General features: G+C 38.0%; 15 protein-coding genes. 5 read left to right on the top strand and 10 right to left on the bottom strand.

All coding sequences use genetic code 11. The features are described from left to right. Positions 1–22: 22 nt before the first annotated feature. Complete coding sequence (locus HH219_RS15245) at positions 23–289, bottom strand: VF530 family protein (protein WP_054205952.1); 267 nt, start codon at positions 287–289, stop codon at positions 23–25. Positions 290–662: 373 nt separating this feature from the next. Continuing rightward, positions 663–965, bottom strand: a complete 303-nt coding sequence (locus HH219_RS15240; RefSeq protein WP_169327955.1) for a DUF1496 domain-containing protein — start codon at positions 963–965, stop codon at positions 663–665. Between the two features lie 181 nt (positions 966–1,146). Here HH219_RS15240 and HH219_RS15235 point away from each other — a divergent pair, with 181 nt between their 5' ends. Further along, entirely contained in the window at positions 1,147–1,380 is a 234-nt protein-coding gene (locus tag HH219_RS15235; RefSeq protein WP_054455730.1) for a TIGR02647 family protein, read from the top strand. Between the two features lie 13 nt (positions 1,381–1,393). On the opposite strand, the gene maiA is transcribed toward HH219_RS15235, so the two are convergent. Both maiA and hmgA read right to left on the bottom strand, forming a co-directional pair. After that, positions 1,394–2,023: a maleylacetoacetate isomerase gene (maiA, locus tag HH219_RS15230; RefSeq protein ID WP_054205955.1), complete on the bottom strand. Its 630-nt coding sequence runs from the start codon at positions 2,021–2,023 to the stop codon at positions 1,394–1,396. 7 nt (positions 2,024–2,030) lie between these two features. Next, a complete protein-coding gene (gene hmgA / locus HH219_RS15225) occupies positions 2,031–3,332 on the bottom strand; it encodes a homogentisate 1,2-dioxygenase (RefSeq protein ID WP_169327954.1) in 1,302 nt (433 codons plus the stop codon). Between the two features lie 131 nt (positions 3,333–3,463). Between hmgA and HH219_RS15220 the strand changes: the two genes are divergently transcribed. Next, positions 3,464–3,898, top strand: a complete 435-nt coding sequence (locus tag HH219_RS15220) for a MarR family transcriptional regulator (protein WP_054205957.1) — start codon at positions 3,464–3,466, stop codon at positions 3,896–3,898. Between the two features lie 65 nt (positions 3,899–3,963). On the opposite strand, the gene HH219_RS15215 is transcribed toward HH219_RS15220, so the two are convergent. The 3 genes from HH219_RS15215 to HH219_RS15205 all read right to left on the bottom strand — a co-directional run bounded on the left by HH219_RS15215 (position 3,964) and on the right by HH219_RS15205 (position 11,450). After that, positions 3,964–7,053 (bottom strand): TonB-dependent receptor, encoded by a 3,090-nt coding sequence (locus tag HH219_RS15215; protein ID WP_169327953.1) that lies wholly within the window; start codon positions 7,051–7,053, stop codon positions 3,964–3,966. A 290-nt stretch (positions 7,054–7,343) separates the two neighbouring features. Next, positions 7,344–10,550 carry a TonB-dependent receptor gene (locus HH219_RS15210; protein ID WP_169327952.1) on the bottom strand — a complete coding sequence of 1,069 codons (3,207 nt, stop codon included), beginning with the start codon at positions 10,548–10,550 and terminating at the stop codon, positions 7,344–7,346. A gap of 39 nt (positions 10,551–10,589) precedes the next feature. After that, the gene (locus HH219_RS15205; protein WP_064435969.1) at positions 10,590–11,450 is read right to left on the bottom strand and encodes a S1/P1 nuclease; all 861 of its coding nucleotides are present in this window, start codon (positions 11,448–11,450) and stop codon (positions 10,590–10,592) included. A 220-nt stretch (positions 11,451–11,670) separates the two neighbouring features. Between HH219_RS15205 and HH219_RS15200 the strand changes: the two genes are divergently transcribed. Further along, the gene (locus HH219_RS15200) at positions 11,671–12,573 is read left to right on the top strand and encodes a PhnD/SsuA/transferrin family substrate-binding protein (protein WP_169327951.1); all 903 of its coding nucleotides are present in this window, start codon (positions 11,671–11,673) and stop codon (positions 12,571–12,573) included. After that, positions 12,563–13,516, top strand: a complete 954-nt coding sequence (locus HH219_RS15195) for a hypothetical protein (protein WP_169327950.1) — start codon at positions 12,563–12,565, stop codon at positions 13,514–13,516. The genes HH219_RS15200 and HH219_RS15195 overlap by 11 nt, the downstream gene beginning before the upstream one ends. 59 nt (positions 13,517–13,575) lie before the next feature. Here HH219_RS15195 and ushA read toward each other — a convergent pair whose 3' ends face one another. Together ushA and HH219_RS15185 are read right to left on the bottom strand one after the other, a co-directional pair. Then, positions 13,576–15,210, bottom strand: coding sequence for a bifunctional UDP-sugar hydrolase/5'-nucleotidase UshA (ushA, locus tag HH219_RS15190; protein WP_054205961.1), 1,635 nt, complete (start codon positions 15,208–15,210; stop codon positions 13,576–13,578). 76 nt (positions 15,211–15,286) lie between these two features. Beyond that, a complete protein-coding gene (locus HH219_RS15185) occupies positions 15,287–15,484 on the bottom strand; it encodes a hypothetical protein (RefSeq protein WP_054205962.1) in 198 nt (65 codons plus the stop codon). A gap of 275 nt (positions 15,485–15,759) precedes the next feature. Between HH219_RS15185 and HH219_RS15180 the strand changes: the two genes are divergently transcribed. Next, on the top strand, positions 15,760–16,500 hold the full coding sequence (locus HH219_RS15180) for a peptidylprolyl isomerase (protein ID WP_169327949.1): 741 nt from the start codon (positions 15,760–15,762) through the stop codon (positions 16,498–16,500). 63 nt (positions 16,501–16,563) lie between these two features. Here the strand turns inward: HH219_RS15180 and HH219_RS15175 are convergent, their stop codons facing one another. Continuing rightward, complete coding sequence (locus HH219_RS15175) at positions 16,564–16,983, bottom strand: MAPEG family protein (RefSeq protein WP_054455741.1); 420 nt, start codon at positions 16,981–16,983, stop codon at positions 16,564–16,566. Positions 16,984–17,003 lie beyond the last annotated feature (20 nt).

Raw genomic sequence — 17,003 nt, 5'->3', positions numbered from 1 at the left:
GGCATCTTGAGGTGGTATATGTTTATTTCTTTTTAATACTTGGCCATACAAAACCGCTATTTTGTGGTTCTGTTTCTACACAGTTATCAAGATATAACTGCTCTACTTTTGTACGGGCCCAAGGTGTTTTACGCAAAAATTTAAGGCTGGATTTTACACTTGGGTCTGATTTAAAACAGCGAATATCAACGTGTTCTCCCATCGTTCTCCACCCGAGTGTTTGCTCAAGTTTCGTCACGATCTGCTCTAGGGTTAGGCCATGTAATGGATTGTTTGGTTGTTGATTCATAATTCACTGTTTGTCGTTTAAAGTCAGCACTATTGTAACGTAACTACTGCTCGATACCAATGTGTTATAACCCAACACCGTGAATATATACCCAAGCCACCTCAAGATGCGAGTTTCAGTTGGAGTTAAAAGCGATTTAGACGAGGCATTGATTGCAAATAATGGTTGCTCCCTTGTTAAAATCAATAACGCAGTATAAATCGCTTTTAAACCAACCCCCTGGGCGTTTCACAGGCGCTTACTCTCTACGTTGTTACTTCTTAAAAGGGACGCCATTATTGCAAAGTAACGCCTTGATATTAAGCCCCTGTGGAACGCTGAATTCTGCATCTTGAGGTGGCTTGGGTATAGGTGTCGGACTAGGCAGTTAAAGTTAATTAATGCTAATTTTGTTAACTTTCTTAGGGTAAATAACGTTGCCTTTTTCATCAAGCATTAACCAACTAAGGGTGCTGTTACTCTGGCTAGAGTTTTTAGGTGTACAGATAACGCGGGTATCAGACATATATATGATTGCCCCTTCACTGTATCGCTTATCATCAAACCAACATATATTTTGGTTGCTTGTTAATGCATTGGGGTTGATAAGTAAGGTCGCTTTTTGATTATTACCCATACTATTTGTTGAGTAAATTACACTGATAAAACAGAGGCCTATCACAGTTAAAATTCGCATTTTATACCTTTGCATTTAGAAATAACTACACTAAGCTTAAAACGTGTTAGGGTAAATAACCAATAAAAGAATAACAGATAGTAATTTTATTAAATCACAGTGCATTTAAATGATCTAAATCACTTTTGTAAATCAGTTATTTAATACAATTAGCTCAACAAAACAATAACAAGGTGAACACATGCAATTTAACCAAACAATGATTGACGAATTTACACTTTTAGCTAAATTTCCTCTAAGCACTAAGATGCAAGGCCTTAAACTTCATAGTGACGCAGAGGAAAGTTTAAAGCAAGCCGCACAGCGTTTATTTGAAAAAGGGGTTATTGATAGCCCTGACGGGGGGTATTTAACAGAACTGGGTTTAGATTTAATAGAGCACGTTACCGTGCTCCATAGCGCATTAGGCAGTTAAACTTAGGATTTGGTTAAGCTGCATCTGGTTGGTTTTGTGGTGCAGCATCAATAAACGCATCAAGCTTATTACAGCGTTCATAAATGGCTGCTATCTTTGGATATGCGGTCATATCGACTTTGAAGCGATAAGCATTAAATACTTGTGGAATTAAACAGACATCAGCAAGGCTTGGTGTGTTACCTACACAATAGTCGTTATTGCCATCAAGTGATTTTTCAATTTTTTCAAAACCGATTTCTACCCAATGACGATACCATGTATTTTTAGCATCATCGTCAGCACCAAGTTCGCTGCTCAAGTATTTTAGTACACGTAAGTTATCGATAGGGTGAATATCGCACGCGACGGCATAACATAAGTTACGAATTTGCGCTTTTTGCCAAGCGTTACCAAACAGTAATGGTGTTTGTGGGTGTGTTTCTTCTAGGTATTCTAAAATAGCCATTGATTGTGCAAGCACACCTTCATCGGTTTCAAGTGCAGGTAGTAAACCTTGTGGGTTTTTATCAAGGTACTCTGCGCCTTGTTGTTCTGACTTTAATAAATTAACGGTCACTAACTCATGGCTAATATTTTTTAAATTAAGCGCAATGCGCACTCGGTATGCGGCAGATGAACGAAAGTAAGTATACAGTTTCATTATTCTATTATCCTTGTGGGGCCGTGAAGAGTTTTTTAATTGTACGCCAGCAATCAGTGTAATTTGGTTGGCGTTCTTTGCCTTCAAGGGCATATTTAGTTGGTGAAATAACATAACGAGATTCGAACATAAACGCGAGTGTATTGTCGTAACGTTGCGGCTCAAGCTCTGCGTTAGAGGCTTTTTCAAACACATCAGCTTCTGGACCATGCGGTGACATACAGTTGTGCAAGCTCATGCCACCGGGCACAAAACCATGTTCTTTAGCATCGTATACACCTTCAATTAAGCCCATAAATTCACTCATAATATTACGGTGATAATACGGCGGGCGGAAAGTGTTCTCTGCAACCATCCAGCGTGGTGGGAAGATGGCAAAATCAATGTTTGCCACGCCTTCTGTGCCTGATGGTGAGGTTAAAACAGTAAATATAGAAGGATCTGGGTGATCAAAACTCACTGTATTCATCACATTAAAGCGTGCTAAGTCGTATTTATACGGAGCACTATTTCCAGTCCATGCGACTACATCTAATGGTGAATGACCGATATCACAACGGAACATATTACCGTTAAATTTAGCAATCAATTCAAAGTCGCCTTCTTTATCTTCAAAGGCTGCGACAGGGTATTGAAAATCTCGGTCGTTGGCATATCCGTTAGCACCGACTGGACCGCGCTCAGCTAAAACATACGCATGGCCGTAGTTTTCACAAATAAAACCACGCGCTGAATCAGTTAATAATTCAACTTGAAACTTAATGCCGCGAGGGATCACTGCAATTTCGCCTGCTTTAATTGTTAAATTACCGCACTCTGTTTTTAACAGCAATTCACCTTGTTGCGGTACAAATAACATTTCGCCGTCGGCATTATAAAAATAGCGGTCAGTCATTGATTTATTAGCGACGTAAACATGGATACCAATACCCGTTTGAGCGTTGGCACTGCCGTTTGCAGCCATAGTGATCAAACCGTCAATAAAATCGGTTGGTGTAGCTGGAATATCAATTGGGTTCCAACGCAGCATCGTTGGTGGAGTCGGCACTTCAGTGATGGGGGCTGTACGAATTAGCCCATTATCAATCGATGTGTAATCACCCTGTACAACAGATGGGCGAATGCGATACATCCAAGTACGACGATTATCAGCACGCGGCGCTGTGAACGCGGTTGTACTAAATTGCTCTGCATATAAATCGTATTTTACTTTTTGAGGACTAAACTGCCCAATAGGTAGAGCACCCGGTAAAGCTTCGGTTTCAAACTCATTACCAAACCCTGTCATGTATTTTAATTCGCTTGTCATCACTCGACTCCTTTGTGTTTTACTGTAAGATACTCTCAAGTGAGAGTAAATTCAATCATCAAGCTTTTTATAAGTGTACATATTTATGAACAGTTAAAACATGGTTGTAAATTAATAGGAGATGCAGATTAATGGCGCTCGATTTAGAAACCTTTTTACCCTACAGATTAGCTAATATAGCCAGTAAAATGAGTGAGGAGTTTGCATGTGTTTACCAACAGCAAAGTAATTTAACTATACCCCAGTGGCGTATTTTATTTAACTTAGCTCAACTTGGCCAAAGTCATGCAAAAGAGTTATGTATGCAAGCTTCTATGGATAAATCGACTGTATCTCGTGCGATAAAGGCACTCATTGATAAGCAATATATAATCAGTATTTTAAACCCTGAGGATAAACGCGCGAGTCTATTAGAGTTAACATCAGATGGGCATGAATTATATAAACAGCTAGCACCAGATGCATTAGCATGGGAGCAACAGTTATTAGTAGTATTAGATGAGCAAGAATATCAGGTGTTACAACAATGCTTAGATAAGTTAAGTATTAAGCTAAACACGCCTTAATCATGAGTAAATAAAAAGCCCATCAAAGATGGGCTTTAGTTAATTTAGAGTAATATCACTTTAAATTAGAAAGTGTATTTAACACCAATACGTACTTCCCACAATGACGGTTTAACGTCTACAGTTGCACCTGATGGGTTATTAAAGCTATTAAAAACATATTTACCATCTACAACTTCAGCTGTCACTGCGCTTTGAAGTGAGCTACCAGTCTCTAGTACGCCCCAATCATCATTAAGCATGTTGCCGATGTTTTTAACCACAAAGTAAGCAGAACCTTTTTGATCTGCAGTAATACCTGGGAATTCTTGTTCAACTTTAAAGTCTAACGTCACCCACCAATCACCATCAATGCTGTTACGGTTTTGAATTTTACCGCGTGTTAAGCCTTCGCTTTCAACCCACTTGTTAAAGTCTTCCTGATTGAAGCCATCGGCATATACAACTTGGCTATCATCAAGTGTCGGCACGTATAAAAGTTGACGACTGTTATCATTGAAGCCTAACCCGTTTGTATCTCTATCAAACGTGTACGAGTAAGGGCTTGTTTGTGATGCTTGTCCAAATAGATTGAACTTAGTATCGTAGCCATCAAAAAATTCATGGCTGTATGACAAGCTCATGGTAAAGCGATGTGGGATTTCATAATTTGATGGCGCAAGACCAGGATTTTGAGGGTCAGATACCGCGATACCGTGATAGTTAGAAAACGCAACAGAGCTAGTCATCGGGTGAATATCTTTTGCCATTGTATAAGCATAAGAAAGCGATAAATCAATACCGTTATCAAACGATTTACTCATAGCTAATGATAAAACTTGCGAATAGGCATCAGTGCCTTTTACATTTGTAAGCATTAAATCTGAATTACGAGAGTGTAATTTATCGCTATACACAGGACGGCCATCAGGCGCTACAGATGTTTTAACGTCCGCAAGGTTACGAATAACAGCTGAGTTTTGCTTGTCTGTATATAGGTAATCAACATTAAAGACATACTCATTTTCAGTGATATACGTACCACCTAGAGAAAGCTTCCACTCTGAAGGAATTTTAAAGTTAGGATCTGTCACATTTGTGCTTGCGTCTGCGCTGCCACTTCCAACATCATCATAAAGTTCTTGAGGAATATCAAAACCAGGTTGGCCAGTGCCGTTGAACGCTACTGCATCAGGGCCAAGTAACTGCATATTCTTTTGATTAATTTGAATATTACGTACGCCATCATTTGAATAGCTGTTTGATACCCAAACGTTAGGATTGCCACCAGAGTACAAGCCAATACCACCACGAAGTTCTAATTGGTCGTTATAAATCCAATTAACACCTAAGCGAGGCTGTAATAAATCAATACCATCTAAGTTTTGGCTATTTGAGAATCCAAAGCGGTCTTCAAAATTTTGGTTATGTGTTGGTAGGTCATTACTGGTGTAAAAATCATAACGAAGGCCCACAGTAAATGACAAATCGTAGTCAATTAAATCAAATTTATCTTGAGCGTATAACGTATTTAATGCGTACTTAAACTCACCTGCTGCGTCACTTGTATTATGGCTTGCTGCATTGCCGTAATAAACACGGGCTACACCCTTTTCAAAGTCTTCAATAGAACTAAAGCGGTATTCACCTTCATTATGCTGTACAAATAAGTTAAAAACGTCTAATTCTTCACGTTCATAGCCAAATGAAAGTTCATGATCTCCTAGGTAATAAGTACCTGCAAATTTAAGTGATAAATTGTCGTACTTAAGTTTATTTGCTTGGCGAGAATCATCAGGACCTAAATAGACGTTAACGTCACCAACATCAACATTAAACTCACCAAATCCAGATGCAGCATCGAGTGAATTTTGACGATTATCTAATTTCGAATAACCTACACGGATTTCAGTTGAAAAGTTGTCGCTCCAATCAGAATAAAAAGATGTTACATAAGACTGTAGTTCAGCGCCGCGCTCATAAAAATGGTTTGAAAGTGATAAACGGCTAGAGCCCGTATCTGATTGAGCAAGTGAAAAACCATCGTTGTAGTTATATACAAAGCTTGCTCGGTGAGCATCGCTAATATTCCAATCTAGCTTGATTAAGATTTTTTCATCTTCAACAGGCATACTTGGTACCATATTGCCTGGGTCATAGTTGTATTTATCTTTTGAAATTTGGATAACGCGGTCGATAGTAGCTTGATCTATACGCTCATTAGCGAACGGGCTATAAGAGAAAATTTCTGCGCCTTCAAGTTTTTCATATGAAGTAAACAAAAATAATGTGTCTTCAATTAGTGGTAGACCAACGTTGAAGCCATAACGTTTTTCAGAGTAGTTACCAATGGGTTCATTTTTGCCTTTAATAGAGTCACCAGACATTGAGTCATTGGTATAATCGTAAAAGAAGCCACCAGTGAGATCGTTTGTGCCTGATTTTGTTACAGCGTTGATGTTACATGACGTAAAGCCACCATAGTGTACATCAAAAGGTGCCAGTTCTACGGCAACCTGTGCAATTGAATCAAAAGAGAAAGGCATTCTTTCAGTCGGGTAGCCACTTGAATTTAGGCCAAAGTTGTCGTTCATACGAACGCCATCTACGGTAAGGCTATTAAAGCGAGGATTGCCACCACCACAGTTAATCGCACCTGCGTTTGTCTCATCAATATAAATACGCGGGTCGGCACGGATTATATCTTTTAAGTCGCGGTTGATAGCAGGTTTACTTTCTAAGTCATCTAATGAAAAATGAGATGCAGGGCCTGTGCTACCTGATTGTGAGCTTATTGGCGCGCCGCTAACAACAATTTGTTCCATTTGCTGTGAACGAAGTGCAACTGATACAGGGTAAGTTTGACCTAGAGTTAAATAAATGTCATCAAGTTGAGTATCTTGATATGTATCAGAATCAACTATTATTTTATACGGGCCGCCAACACGTAGGCCTTTAGTTGAAAAGTTACCTTGGTTATTCACAGTTGCTGTTTTAGTTGAGCCAGACGGCACGTGAATAATCGTTATTTGCGTGCCAGCAGCTGGGTTGCCATTAGGTCCCGTTATTTGGCCTTTTACAGATGATGCAGTTTCATTTGCAAAAGCGGCACCACTGGCACCAACACATGCAGCTATCGCAAGCGATATAGCTGTTTTGCGTAATTGAATTTTCATTATTAATTTCCCGTGTAAGGTTATATATTTTATATTTTTTTTGAACTTTATTTGCTCAGGTCAGACCAAGCAAATGAATTGTACTCTATTTTTTGATTACATTTAAATTACAAAGCACATAAATTTGTAATAAAAAGTATTTTAGAACACATTTTCATTTTATCGAGCTTAAATAAAGTTATGATATAAATTAATAGTTAAATATGACAATGATATGAAATAGCAGGCAATGGGCATAAAAAAGCCCGTTAAAAACGGGCTTTTAGCATGTTGATACAAAATGTTGGGGATTAGAACTTATAGCTAACGCCAATTTTAGCTTGCCAAGCTGATGATGACGTTGAGATTTTACTATAATTACGTACATCAGCACCATTATAGCGAGGAGCTATAATGTAGCGACCTTCGTCATCTAAGCCTTTAAAGTCATAGACTGCTTGATCAGAAAAACCTAAACGCTTTTCAATTCCCCAGTCGCTATTTAATAGATTAGCGAAGTTATCTATCATGAAATAAACTTCTCCGCTATGACCTTCTGCGAATCCTGGGATTTCTTGTTTAATACTAATATCCATTGTTGTAACCCATGGTTGAGTGCCACTGTTACGGTTAAGGATTTGTCCTCGCTCAGAGATTCCAGCGCGATTAAGTAAACCTTCAAGTTCGTTCCAGCTCATATCTGACTTTTCCCAATTGACATTTGTATCATCTGCACCGGTTGGGATATAAGCTAAATAAGCTGAACTTGAGTTAAAGTCACGAGAATCACCTAAACTTCCTTCTTTAAACATGCCCATTGTGTAGCTAAATGGACGGCCAGAGCGACGTTCAAAATACATGTTAAACTTGGTTTTATAACCTGCAAATAGTTCAGTGTTATAACTAAGATTAACTTTAAAGCTGTGTTCAACTTCATATGAACCGCGTTGCGCTAAATCTTGATTACGGTTTTGGGTAATATTATATTGGTAATTACTTTGCGCACGTGAAGATGAGCCTGAAGCTGCTTCAGTTATATTTTGGTGTGCATAGCTAGTTGAGATGTATAAGCCATTATCCCATTCCTTTGCAAGTGCTGTCGAAAATACCACTGAACGGCCATTGTCCGATGAGTTGGTCATAGCAATATCAAAATTATCTTTTAAGTCGCCTGTGTAGATACTTTCTTGAATTAATCGCTCGCCGTCAGCCGCTGTGCCAACAGGGCGAATCGCGGTGTTATGCCAAACAGCTTCGTTTTCTTTTTTATGGTAACCAATTTCAGCTTGCCATTTGAAGCCATTACCTAGTAAGTCTGAGTTAAAATCGTACTCAAAACCAAGCTGGGCTCTAATACTTGACGGAAGTTTAAAGTTAGGGTCAACATAGTTGGTACTACCAGCGCCTTGTACTAATGTGCCTTGGATTTCGTCAGGCACTTTTGTAATATCAGCTGGGTTATTTGCAAAATAAGCGTCTATCGCTTCTTGCGGAGCTGCTACAAAAGTAATACCGTCATTTTGGTATGAGTTATTATACCAAACGTTAGGTATACCACCTTGGAAACGACCCACTCCACCGTTTATAGTCAGAGCTTCTGTTGCATAATATTTAAAACCAACACGTGGTAAGATGATGTCTAATCCATCTAAGTTTTCTTGATTAGTAAACCCGTAAGTGTTGGCAAAATTTGTATTGAGTGTAGGCTTATCATCTGACGAAAGGCGCTCATAACGAATACCTGCAGTCATTTCTAAATCATCACCGATATAGAAAGTATCTTCGATATAAAGTGCTAACTGGCTGCGAGTCGCATCGTATGCAGTATCTGCTGGGTTATTTGTATATGCGTTGCCGTATGAAAAATCATATTCGCCTTTGTAGTTACCTACTTCGCGATTTTCAAATCCCTCAAAGGTATCAAACTCCCAAGAACCTAATGAGTTAGCGGCAAATAAATTGTATAAGTTTAATGATTCATAGTGGGCACCAAAACTGATCTCATGCTCATCCATAAGGTATGTCGCATCGAGAGTCAGAATTAGGTTTTCTGTTGATGAAGAGTTAGCATGACGAAATTCATCAGTACCAAACTTAAACGCAGGTCCACGAAAACGTTCTTCAACTTTAACACTACCAATATTTGAATTAGTAATACTATTAGAGCTTACGTCTTTATATGAAACACCAATCTCAGTCGAAAAATCTTCATTCCAATCAGAATAAAGCTTTGTAGAAAAGTTGTTGAACTTAGTTGCATAGGTATAGCGTGATGAGGCCAAGTTAACTGTACTACCACCGGTGCCAAAATTTTTCTCAGCTTGGTCATCTTGCCATTGGTATGTAAAATCTAAACGGTGATCATTACTAACGTTCCAGCTTAATTTAACTAATAATGAGTCATTGGTGTCTTCTGGGTCACCACCAAGAGAGTCTTGCATGCCGTAAACAGAATCTAAAATTGAGATGAATTTATCATAACTTTCTTTAGAAACATCATACTCGTTTACGGTACCTGAGTCTTCAAAGCCGTAATCTAGGCCCAGCTCACTTCTCCAACTATTGTAATTAACAAAGTAAAATAACTTATCTTCAATTAATGGGCCACCAATGTTAAAGCCAAAACGCTCTTCTGTTTGTATTGGAGCAACTTTATTAATCTTATATGTTCTATATCCATCTTCGTCTAAAACTGGGCGACCATCTTCCGTTATTTGTGAAATCTTATCAACATCACCAGCAATATCTGGAGTTGATGTTTCGTAAAAGCCAGAAAACTTAAATTCATTAGTACCTGATTTTGTTACTGCATTAATAGTACCGCCACCGAAGTTACCTTTTGAAGCTGAAAATGGTGAAATATCGACAGAAATTTGTTCAATAGCATCAAGGGCGATCGGTGGTTGCTCGGTAGGGTAGCCACCATAATTCAAACCAAAGTCATCGTTTTGGCCAATGCCATCTACAGTTAAGCTGTTGCTTCGAGGGTTACTGCCCGCAAAAGTTAGTTCGCCATTACCATTGATACTTGCAAGCGGGTTAAGACGTGCAATATCTTTAATGTCACGGTTAAAGCTTGGCATATTGTCTATAGTGTCTTCACCAAACACACTGCTAGAACCACCTGACTGCTGTACAATTTTAAAGCCAGACACTTCGATTTTTTCCATATTCAACGGCGTTAGCTGTGAATTTAAACGATATGTGTCGCCAAGCTGTAAGTAGATGTTATCTAACGTTGTATCGTTAAAAGTATCTGAATCGACAACCACGGTGTAAGGGCCACCGACGCGAAGACCGTTGGCGATGAAAGTACCGCTTTCGTTGGTTGTTAACTCACTAATAGTACCAGTAGGCTGGTGAATTACTTTAATCTTAACGTTGGCAGCAGCGCCACCTGATGGTGTTGTAATTTTACCACGCATTGCTGATGATGTGTCTGCAGCCATAGCACTCGTTGAAACGCCTAGAGCAAGTATTACTGCCCCAGTTAATTTCGAAAGACGAAGCTTGTTCATTTTGTTGATTCCCGTGTGAAGGTTATTTAAGGTTTATATTTAATTAATGTTAGCTGGCATCTTAAGTGCCTTTTCTAACGGTTTTGCCGTATTGTCAAATAGGTTATTTAACAATCCAGCGAGTCTGATCCCAGCCTGTTGTAAGCGCATTTTAATAATGGGAGTATTTTGGTAAATATAGCTATATCCAATTTCGTCACTTTTAAGTTTATATAATTCAGATGCAAAGTTATGTGACTCTGTTAACCATTGCTCCGGTGAGCTTGCAAGATACTCGGAAATTATTTCAGCGTTGTTACTATCTATAAATTGTGCAAACTCAGTGAACGATAAATTTTCATTTTCGATTAACTTCGTGTCCCACAGTGAGTGTAGGTTGGTATTTTGGCCAAAAAAAGTGACTTTAATTTTGTTTCCGCCTCTGTCTTCTTTACGACCGGCATGAAATGGTTGGTGGCTATCGCCCACTAGATGGACAAGAAACCGCAAGCTGAAACGTTTCGCTTCAAGTGAACTTTTATCATCTTTTAATGTGTTAATTGCGAAGTACATGCCATCAAGTATATTTTTAACGTTCTCTTTATTTAATGTATGAGAATGATCGTGCGTAAAGTGATTACTATTACTTGGGGCGTTTATATAGTGCCAACGTGAGGATTTTTTTTGCCAAAACTCACTCGGGTCTGAGCGCATTTCATCTGCCCAAGTTGAAATTTGCGGTAAACTTTGATTTTCTAACAATGGCGTTAATGCAAGTCTTGTTTGCTCAGTTAAATGATTTTCAGCAATTTGGCCGATAATCCTATGACCATTTTGACCCCAAGCAAGTGCATTGTTAGTGATTAAAAGTAGAGTTATGGCTAAGAAGTAACTTGTTCCGTTTACTATTTTGCTTAACATTTTCATTTTCCTAAAAATAATTTATCAGCTAAGAACAATATAATTAGAAGTGGATTGTCCTGATTTTCAGCGAAATAGGAAGGACTCAATAAGATTCATAATTTCTTATTTAATAATATTAAAAATCAAACGCTTAGTTCTTTTGAGTAAAATTACCTATTGTAATGAGTAATTAAAATTGGTCAAATAGAGATACTTTTAGTTTTGGATTGTTGAACTTTTGAAAATTAAGCATCTTGCCTTGCAGCAAAGTACCTTTGTTACTGTTTTGTTACTGTTTTTTTTACTTACTTGGCTTAGTGGGCAAATAAATACGAATGCATTGGTAGGAACGTTAAAGCCGTTGATTGAGACTTCCACCCGATGCCAAACGACAGCATTGCAAAATAAAGAGCATTTAATTGTGTATGCGCCTTCAAAAAATGTAGCGTCTTCATTAGTTCAAAGTTTGTGTGAGGATGCCGTTGTTGCAAAACAATATGGCGAGGTTGTAGGTTTTTGGGGCTACAGAACATCAGACAGTATTGAGTTTGTTGGTAAGGGGATTGCTGATCTGATCTTGGCAAAAAACAATATTATGTCTGCATTCAAAGCTGAATCTACTTACAATTATCAGCCGATTGTCGGCTTTCCAAGCTATACGGCTTTTTTTATTTCAGCAAAAGAAAAACCAAAGATTAATAAGCAGTATTTCTTAGGTAAACGAATCGGTTTACTTGATTATCCAACAAGCAGGTCAGGTCATATTTTACCCAAGCAAACGTTTAAAAATTTAGGTGTTAACTTAGAGAATTTAAAAATTACTTACGCAAGTTCCCACAATGAATTAAGAGACTTACTTGCTAATGGTCAAGTTGATTTAATAGCATCATTTTGGAAAGATGAAGACCAACTATCTTTTTCTAAAAACTATATAACACCAATTAGCGATAACATTGTTGGCACGCGCTGGTATTTAAAGATGCAGCATGAAAATACAGATCTTTTATGCGCTATTCAGGCAAGATTGATGACGCTTTCTAAGTTGCAAACGTCTCCTTATTTTAACCATGTTGAACCCTACTGGGGCTGCGACAGTGGTACTAATCGTGTGGATTATTTAGGAGAGCAACGTGATAAATAAGAAAATGATTTATATTTTATTTTTCTCATTTTTCGTTATTTCGTTTGGGCTTTTTAAAGTGTCTGATTATACTCGCTTAAACCATCTTGATGCGTTAGTTATAGCCCAAGCAGAAAAGCGTATTGCGTTAGATTTACCGCGGTTGGATTTATCAAATACATTTTTAAAGCACTCAGGTAATAATGAGGCTATAAAACATTATATTAAGCGTCTTAATTTGCAACTTGCCCCGCATCGAGTGCGTGTGATCGCAATTGGTGACACCGCTATTGATTCTGTATCAAATACAACTAATTCAATACAGCGTCTTCATTATTTGCAAACGAGTGATCAGCGTGTGTCGGTAACTTTCTCTATTAATAACCTCTGGTGGGCATGGAGAGATGTTGTTGTTATTTTGATCCTTTTAACATGCGCGCTGCTTTTAGGGTACTGGGCTGAATTAATTCAATATACACACCGCCAGCGATTGTCCCCGAAAAAACAAGAACTTCAGAAAGCGCTTCCTGAGTTTGTAAAAGTTACGATTGATTTAAATAATAAAACATTAGGCAATACTGAAAATCAAATATTGGCGGTATCTCTTGCTAACAAGCCGTTGTGTTTTTATTTAGCACTAATCGAGTTTTGTATAGATAACCCTGATGTAACGCTTAACCAAAATAAAGATGTGCCAGTTGAGCTCCTTGAACTTGCTAATAAATATTTTTACCGTTTGATTGAGCTAGGACATACAATTCGTAAACGACCTAATTTTACCAATAGTTTAGAAAAAACATTAAGTGAAATTCGTGCTGCGCTTGATGAAATACTCAGTGAGTACCCCGAGCTAAAAGATAAGTATTACCCGCCAAAAGCACATGGAGAAGGATCCCGTTCGCGGCTTCATAGCTATGGGCTAGTCAATATAAAAGCAGATGACATTGTTGTGATCGGTAAATAGTAGAGGTGGGGTTGACTATGGTCAATTTGAGATTTCAAATTGACCATAGTCAACGTCGGTTATTTAGGTGAAAATTCCGCAGCATCTACAGGGCTGTACTCACTAAAAAATCGTTTTAAGGCTTGTGCATCAGTTTCCTCAGTGCTTACAAAGCCCTTTAAATCTGTAAGTACGGGGTAGCCATCACCGCCTGAAGCATTGTAGCTATTAAGGCTCATTCTGTATGTTTTCGTTTTATTTAACTCTTTGCCGTTTATCATTACGTTAATTAGAGAATCATTATTACGCTCAAAGCTTAGCTGATGGTATTGCAAATAAGCGCCAGAATCAGGCGGGAAACGCGTTACAATATCAAGATAGTCCCATAAATCTTGACCTTGCCAATCCATATAAGTAATGCGGTTTTTAAACGGGTGTACTTTTAAAATATCTTTATAGCTTATTTCACCTGCCGAAATGCTGTCTCTAACACCGCCGCCACTAATAAGGCCAAAGTCTGCGTTAACACTGTTCATTTGTGCTTGAATAATGACGCGCGCCAAATTAGTTTGCTGATAACGGACTTTATTACGATCGCCTTCTAATTTTGCATTAACAAAGCCAATTTTCCCCTCGATTTGTTTCGCTCCTTTAGCTTGATACGGTGCTAAAAAGCTCTTCAATTCAGGGTTTGGTGTAATGTATTCGTTTGCTAACTCGGGAACAGTTATACCATTAGCGTTTACTTTATCTATGTATAAATTAACTGGCAGTAGTTCATAGTTGATTAACGTAAGCTGTTTGTTTTCAATTTTGAACATCGCCTTACCAACGTACTTACCCCATTCGTGGGCTTGCATAATCCAAGTACCATTTTGTTGGTCTGGCTTGCATGCCATGCCTGGTTTAAAGTTGTCATCACTTTTATTATCAGCAGTCATACAAATTGGTTCTTGTGAATGACCCCCAATAATCATGTCTAAGGTGCCATGAGGTAATGAGCGTGCGAGGGTTACATCGCCAGGGGCGTTAATACCATATGAAGCATCAACATAGTGACCCATATGGGTGACGGCAATTGTGATATCTGGTTGATATCGGACTTTAATTTTTTGAGCTACTGCTTTGGTTATTTCAACAGGCTCTTTAAATTCAAGGCCACCAATAAATTGGGGGTTACCAATTTTTGCTGTATCGGTTGTGGTTAAACCAATAACAGCGATTGTTAATCCTTGTTGCTTGAAAATTTGATAGGCTTGAAAAGCATTTTCTCCAGTCTTTTTATCGAAAATGTTCGCCGACAGCAGAGGGAAATTAGCCCATTGTTGTTGTTTTTTTAAAATGGATAAAGGATTGTCAAATTCATGATTGCCAAGGGCCATTGCATCATAACCAATAAATGACATACCTTTAAAATCAGGTTCTGCAAATTGCAAGTCTGACTCCGGTATACCTGTATTAATATCACCGCCAGATAAAAGTAGTACGGCATGACCCTGAGCTTTTGCGTCATTTCTAAGTTGGTCAATCAATGTTTTACGTGCGGCCATACCATATTCGCCTTTTTCATTGTGCCAAAAGCGACCATGATTATCATTGGTATGTAAAACAGTGAGATATTGAGTTTCGGCTGCTGGTTTTTTTTGAGTTGGGGTATTGTTATTACTACATGCACTGAGGCTCAGTAATAAAAAGAGTGTAATAAATACGCGCATAATGTGACCCGTGTTGTCCATATTTGCTGGTGATTAAGCGCGTAGTTTAACCTAGTTTGTTTTTAAAATAACGTAATTATTCTAATTCAAATGTAGTTTCTGCAGTTAATTTTCCTGTTGCAGCAAGTTGGCGTCTTTGTAACTCTTGATGTGCAAACGCTGATTTTTCGTGATTATTACCAACCATCCAGTTTAAAAAGCTGGCGGGCAGTTTGGTGTATGGTTCGCCTTTGTGCAATCCAAAATCACAAATATGCTCAGTAGTGTATGACATTGCTTTGTATCCTGTTACGACTAGTTTTTATTATTTGAGTAATACTAACAAATAAGAAATAGCCTGTTCAGACGATTTAGACTTAAGAAGAACCTAGTTATAACATGAAAGAATAAAGAGATAGTGTAAGGCTCTGCAATCAAAATGTAATTAAGTTGTAATCAAACTGCTCTTATTTGTATAAACAGGCTCTTAGCTATCGCTTTCGCTGCAAAGGTTTATTATCATTTCATAAATGTTAAATAATTAAAATAAATTTGGGAAACATAACAAAAATGAAAAAATTATTACTATGTAGTTTATTAGCCGCAGCATCTTTTAACAGTTATGCGACGGTTGTTGAAATGCAAACATCGCAAGGGACTATTAAGATAGATCTATTTGATCAACATGCACCTAAAACAGTCGCTAATTTTTTAAAGTACATCCAAAGTGATGCATATAATCAAACGGTAATACACCGTTCTGTTGATAATTTTATTATCCAAGGGGGTGGCTTTACTTATGATGAGGGTTTTAAAGCAATCACTACATCTGCTGCTGTTCAGAATGAGCCCGAGCTGTCTAATGTAAAAGGCACTATTGCGATGGCAAAACTCGATCGCAATGAAAATAGTGCAACCAGTCAGTGGTTTTTTAATTTAAAAGATAACAGTGCAAATTTAGATATACAAAATGGTGGTTTTACGGTTTTTGGCCAAATAAGCACTGACAGTTTTGCTGTGCTCGATACCATTGCTGAGTTAGTGCATTGTGGTGAAGTACCCGTTGTCAATGTGACTAAAGAACAGTGTGCCAGCACAGATACTGTACTTACTACAGCAAACTTAGTATCTATAAATAGTGTTGTAGTATTAGATAACGATGAAAATTCATCAGTTAATTTAAACCCAACTAAAAATACACTAATAGATACAGTTGAAAAACCATCGACGGGTGGCTCAGATGGAGGCAGCATGGGCTGGTTATTACTCCCTTTATTATTTGCTGGTTTTAAGCGTCGTCGCGCAGCATAGCCATCCAAATTTTATGTATATTTTGCTATCAGGTTTATTGATAGCAAAATATAAAAATGCTCGTTACATCAAAAAGACTTGTGTAACTATTTGAATCCACATAGCTAATACACATAAACAACTGACTAAAAAGCTATAATAACGCATCTTAACGCGATTGCCTCCCAAGTGAATTATACTGTGTATTATTCGTGAAATTACAAAGCACCACGCCAATACAATAAGTACATATCCCGTAGCATTGAGTTGTAAAGCCGCTAAGCTGGCCACAAAAAACAATACGGGCATTTCAAATTGATTAACAAAGTTACGACCTGCTACATGAACATCATCACCGGCTTTATCTAATTTCATAGTGACAAAGTCTTGCATCGAGATTGTCTTATTACGCGCAGCGCTAAAGCGGCGACGCCCCATAATGATCATAACCGCAAACGTCAGCAATACCTGACAAAACATAGCGAGCAATAAATATTTTTCCATTGTTATTACCTCTTATAATT

The organism is Pseudoalteromonas sp. NEC-BIFX-2020_015 (genome assembly GCF_012952265.1).
Taxonomy (GTDB): domain Bacteria; phylum Pseudomonadota; class Gammaproteobacteria; order Enterobacterales; family Alteromonadaceae; genus Pseudoalteromonas; species Pseudoalteromonas neustonica.
The sequence above is the reverse complement of the archived record's forward strand: the minus strand, read 5'-3'. Positions and strand labels throughout refer to the sequence as shown.

Excerpts from the sequence above, each read along its gene's own strand:
- HH219_RS15235 (WP_054455730.1), top strand. The coding sequence starts at position 1,147 with ATGCAATTTAACCAAACAATGATTGACGAATTTACACTTTTAGCTAAA.
- HH219_RS15210 (WP_169327952.1), bottom strand. The coding sequence starts at position 10,550 with ATGAACAAGCTTCGTCTTTCGAAATTAACTGGGGCAGTAATACTTGCT.
- maiA (WP_054205955.1), bottom strand. The coding sequence starts at position 2,023 with ATGAAACTGTATACTTACTTTCGTTCATCTGCCGCATACCGAGTGCGC.
- HH219_RS15220 (WP_054205957.1), top strand. The coding sequence starts at position 3,464 with ATGGCGCTCGATTTAGAAACCTTTTTACCCTACAGATTAGCTAATATA.
- HH219_RS15185 (WP_054205962.1), bottom strand. The coding sequence starts at position 15,484 with ATGTCATACACTACTGAGCATATTTGTGATTTTGGATTGCACAAAGGC.
- HH219_RS15215 (WP_169327953.1), bottom strand. The coding sequence starts at position 7,053 with ATGAAAATTCAATTACGCAAAACAGCTATATCGCTTGCGATAGCTGCA.
- HH219_RS15205 (WP_064435969.1), bottom strand. The coding sequence starts at position 11,450 with ATGTTAAGCAAAATAGTAAACGGAACAAGTTACTTCTTAGCCATAACT.
- HH219_RS15245 (WP_054205952.1), bottom strand. The coding sequence starts at position 289 with ATGAATCAACAACCAAACAATCCATTACATGGCCTAACCCTAGAGCAG.
- HH219_RS15240 (WP_169327955.1), bottom strand. The coding sequence starts at position 965 with ATGCGAATTTTAACTGTGATAGGCCTCTGTTTTATCAGTGTAATTTAC.
- ushA (WP_054205961.1), bottom strand. The coding sequence starts at position 15,210 with ATGCGCGTATTTATTACACTCTTTTTATTACTGAGCCTCAGTGCATGT.
- HH219_RS15175 (WP_054455741.1), bottom strand. The coding sequence starts at position 16,983 with ATGGAAAAATATTTATTGCTCGCTATGTTTTGTCAGGTATTGCTGACG.
- HH219_RS15180 (WP_169327949.1), top strand. The coding sequence starts at position 15,760 with ATGAAAAAATTATTACTATGTAGTTTATTAGCCGCAGCATCTTTTAAC.
- hmgA (WP_169327954.1), bottom strand. The coding sequence starts at position 3,332 with ATGACAAGCGAATTAAAATACATGACAGGGTTTGGTAATGAGTTTGAA.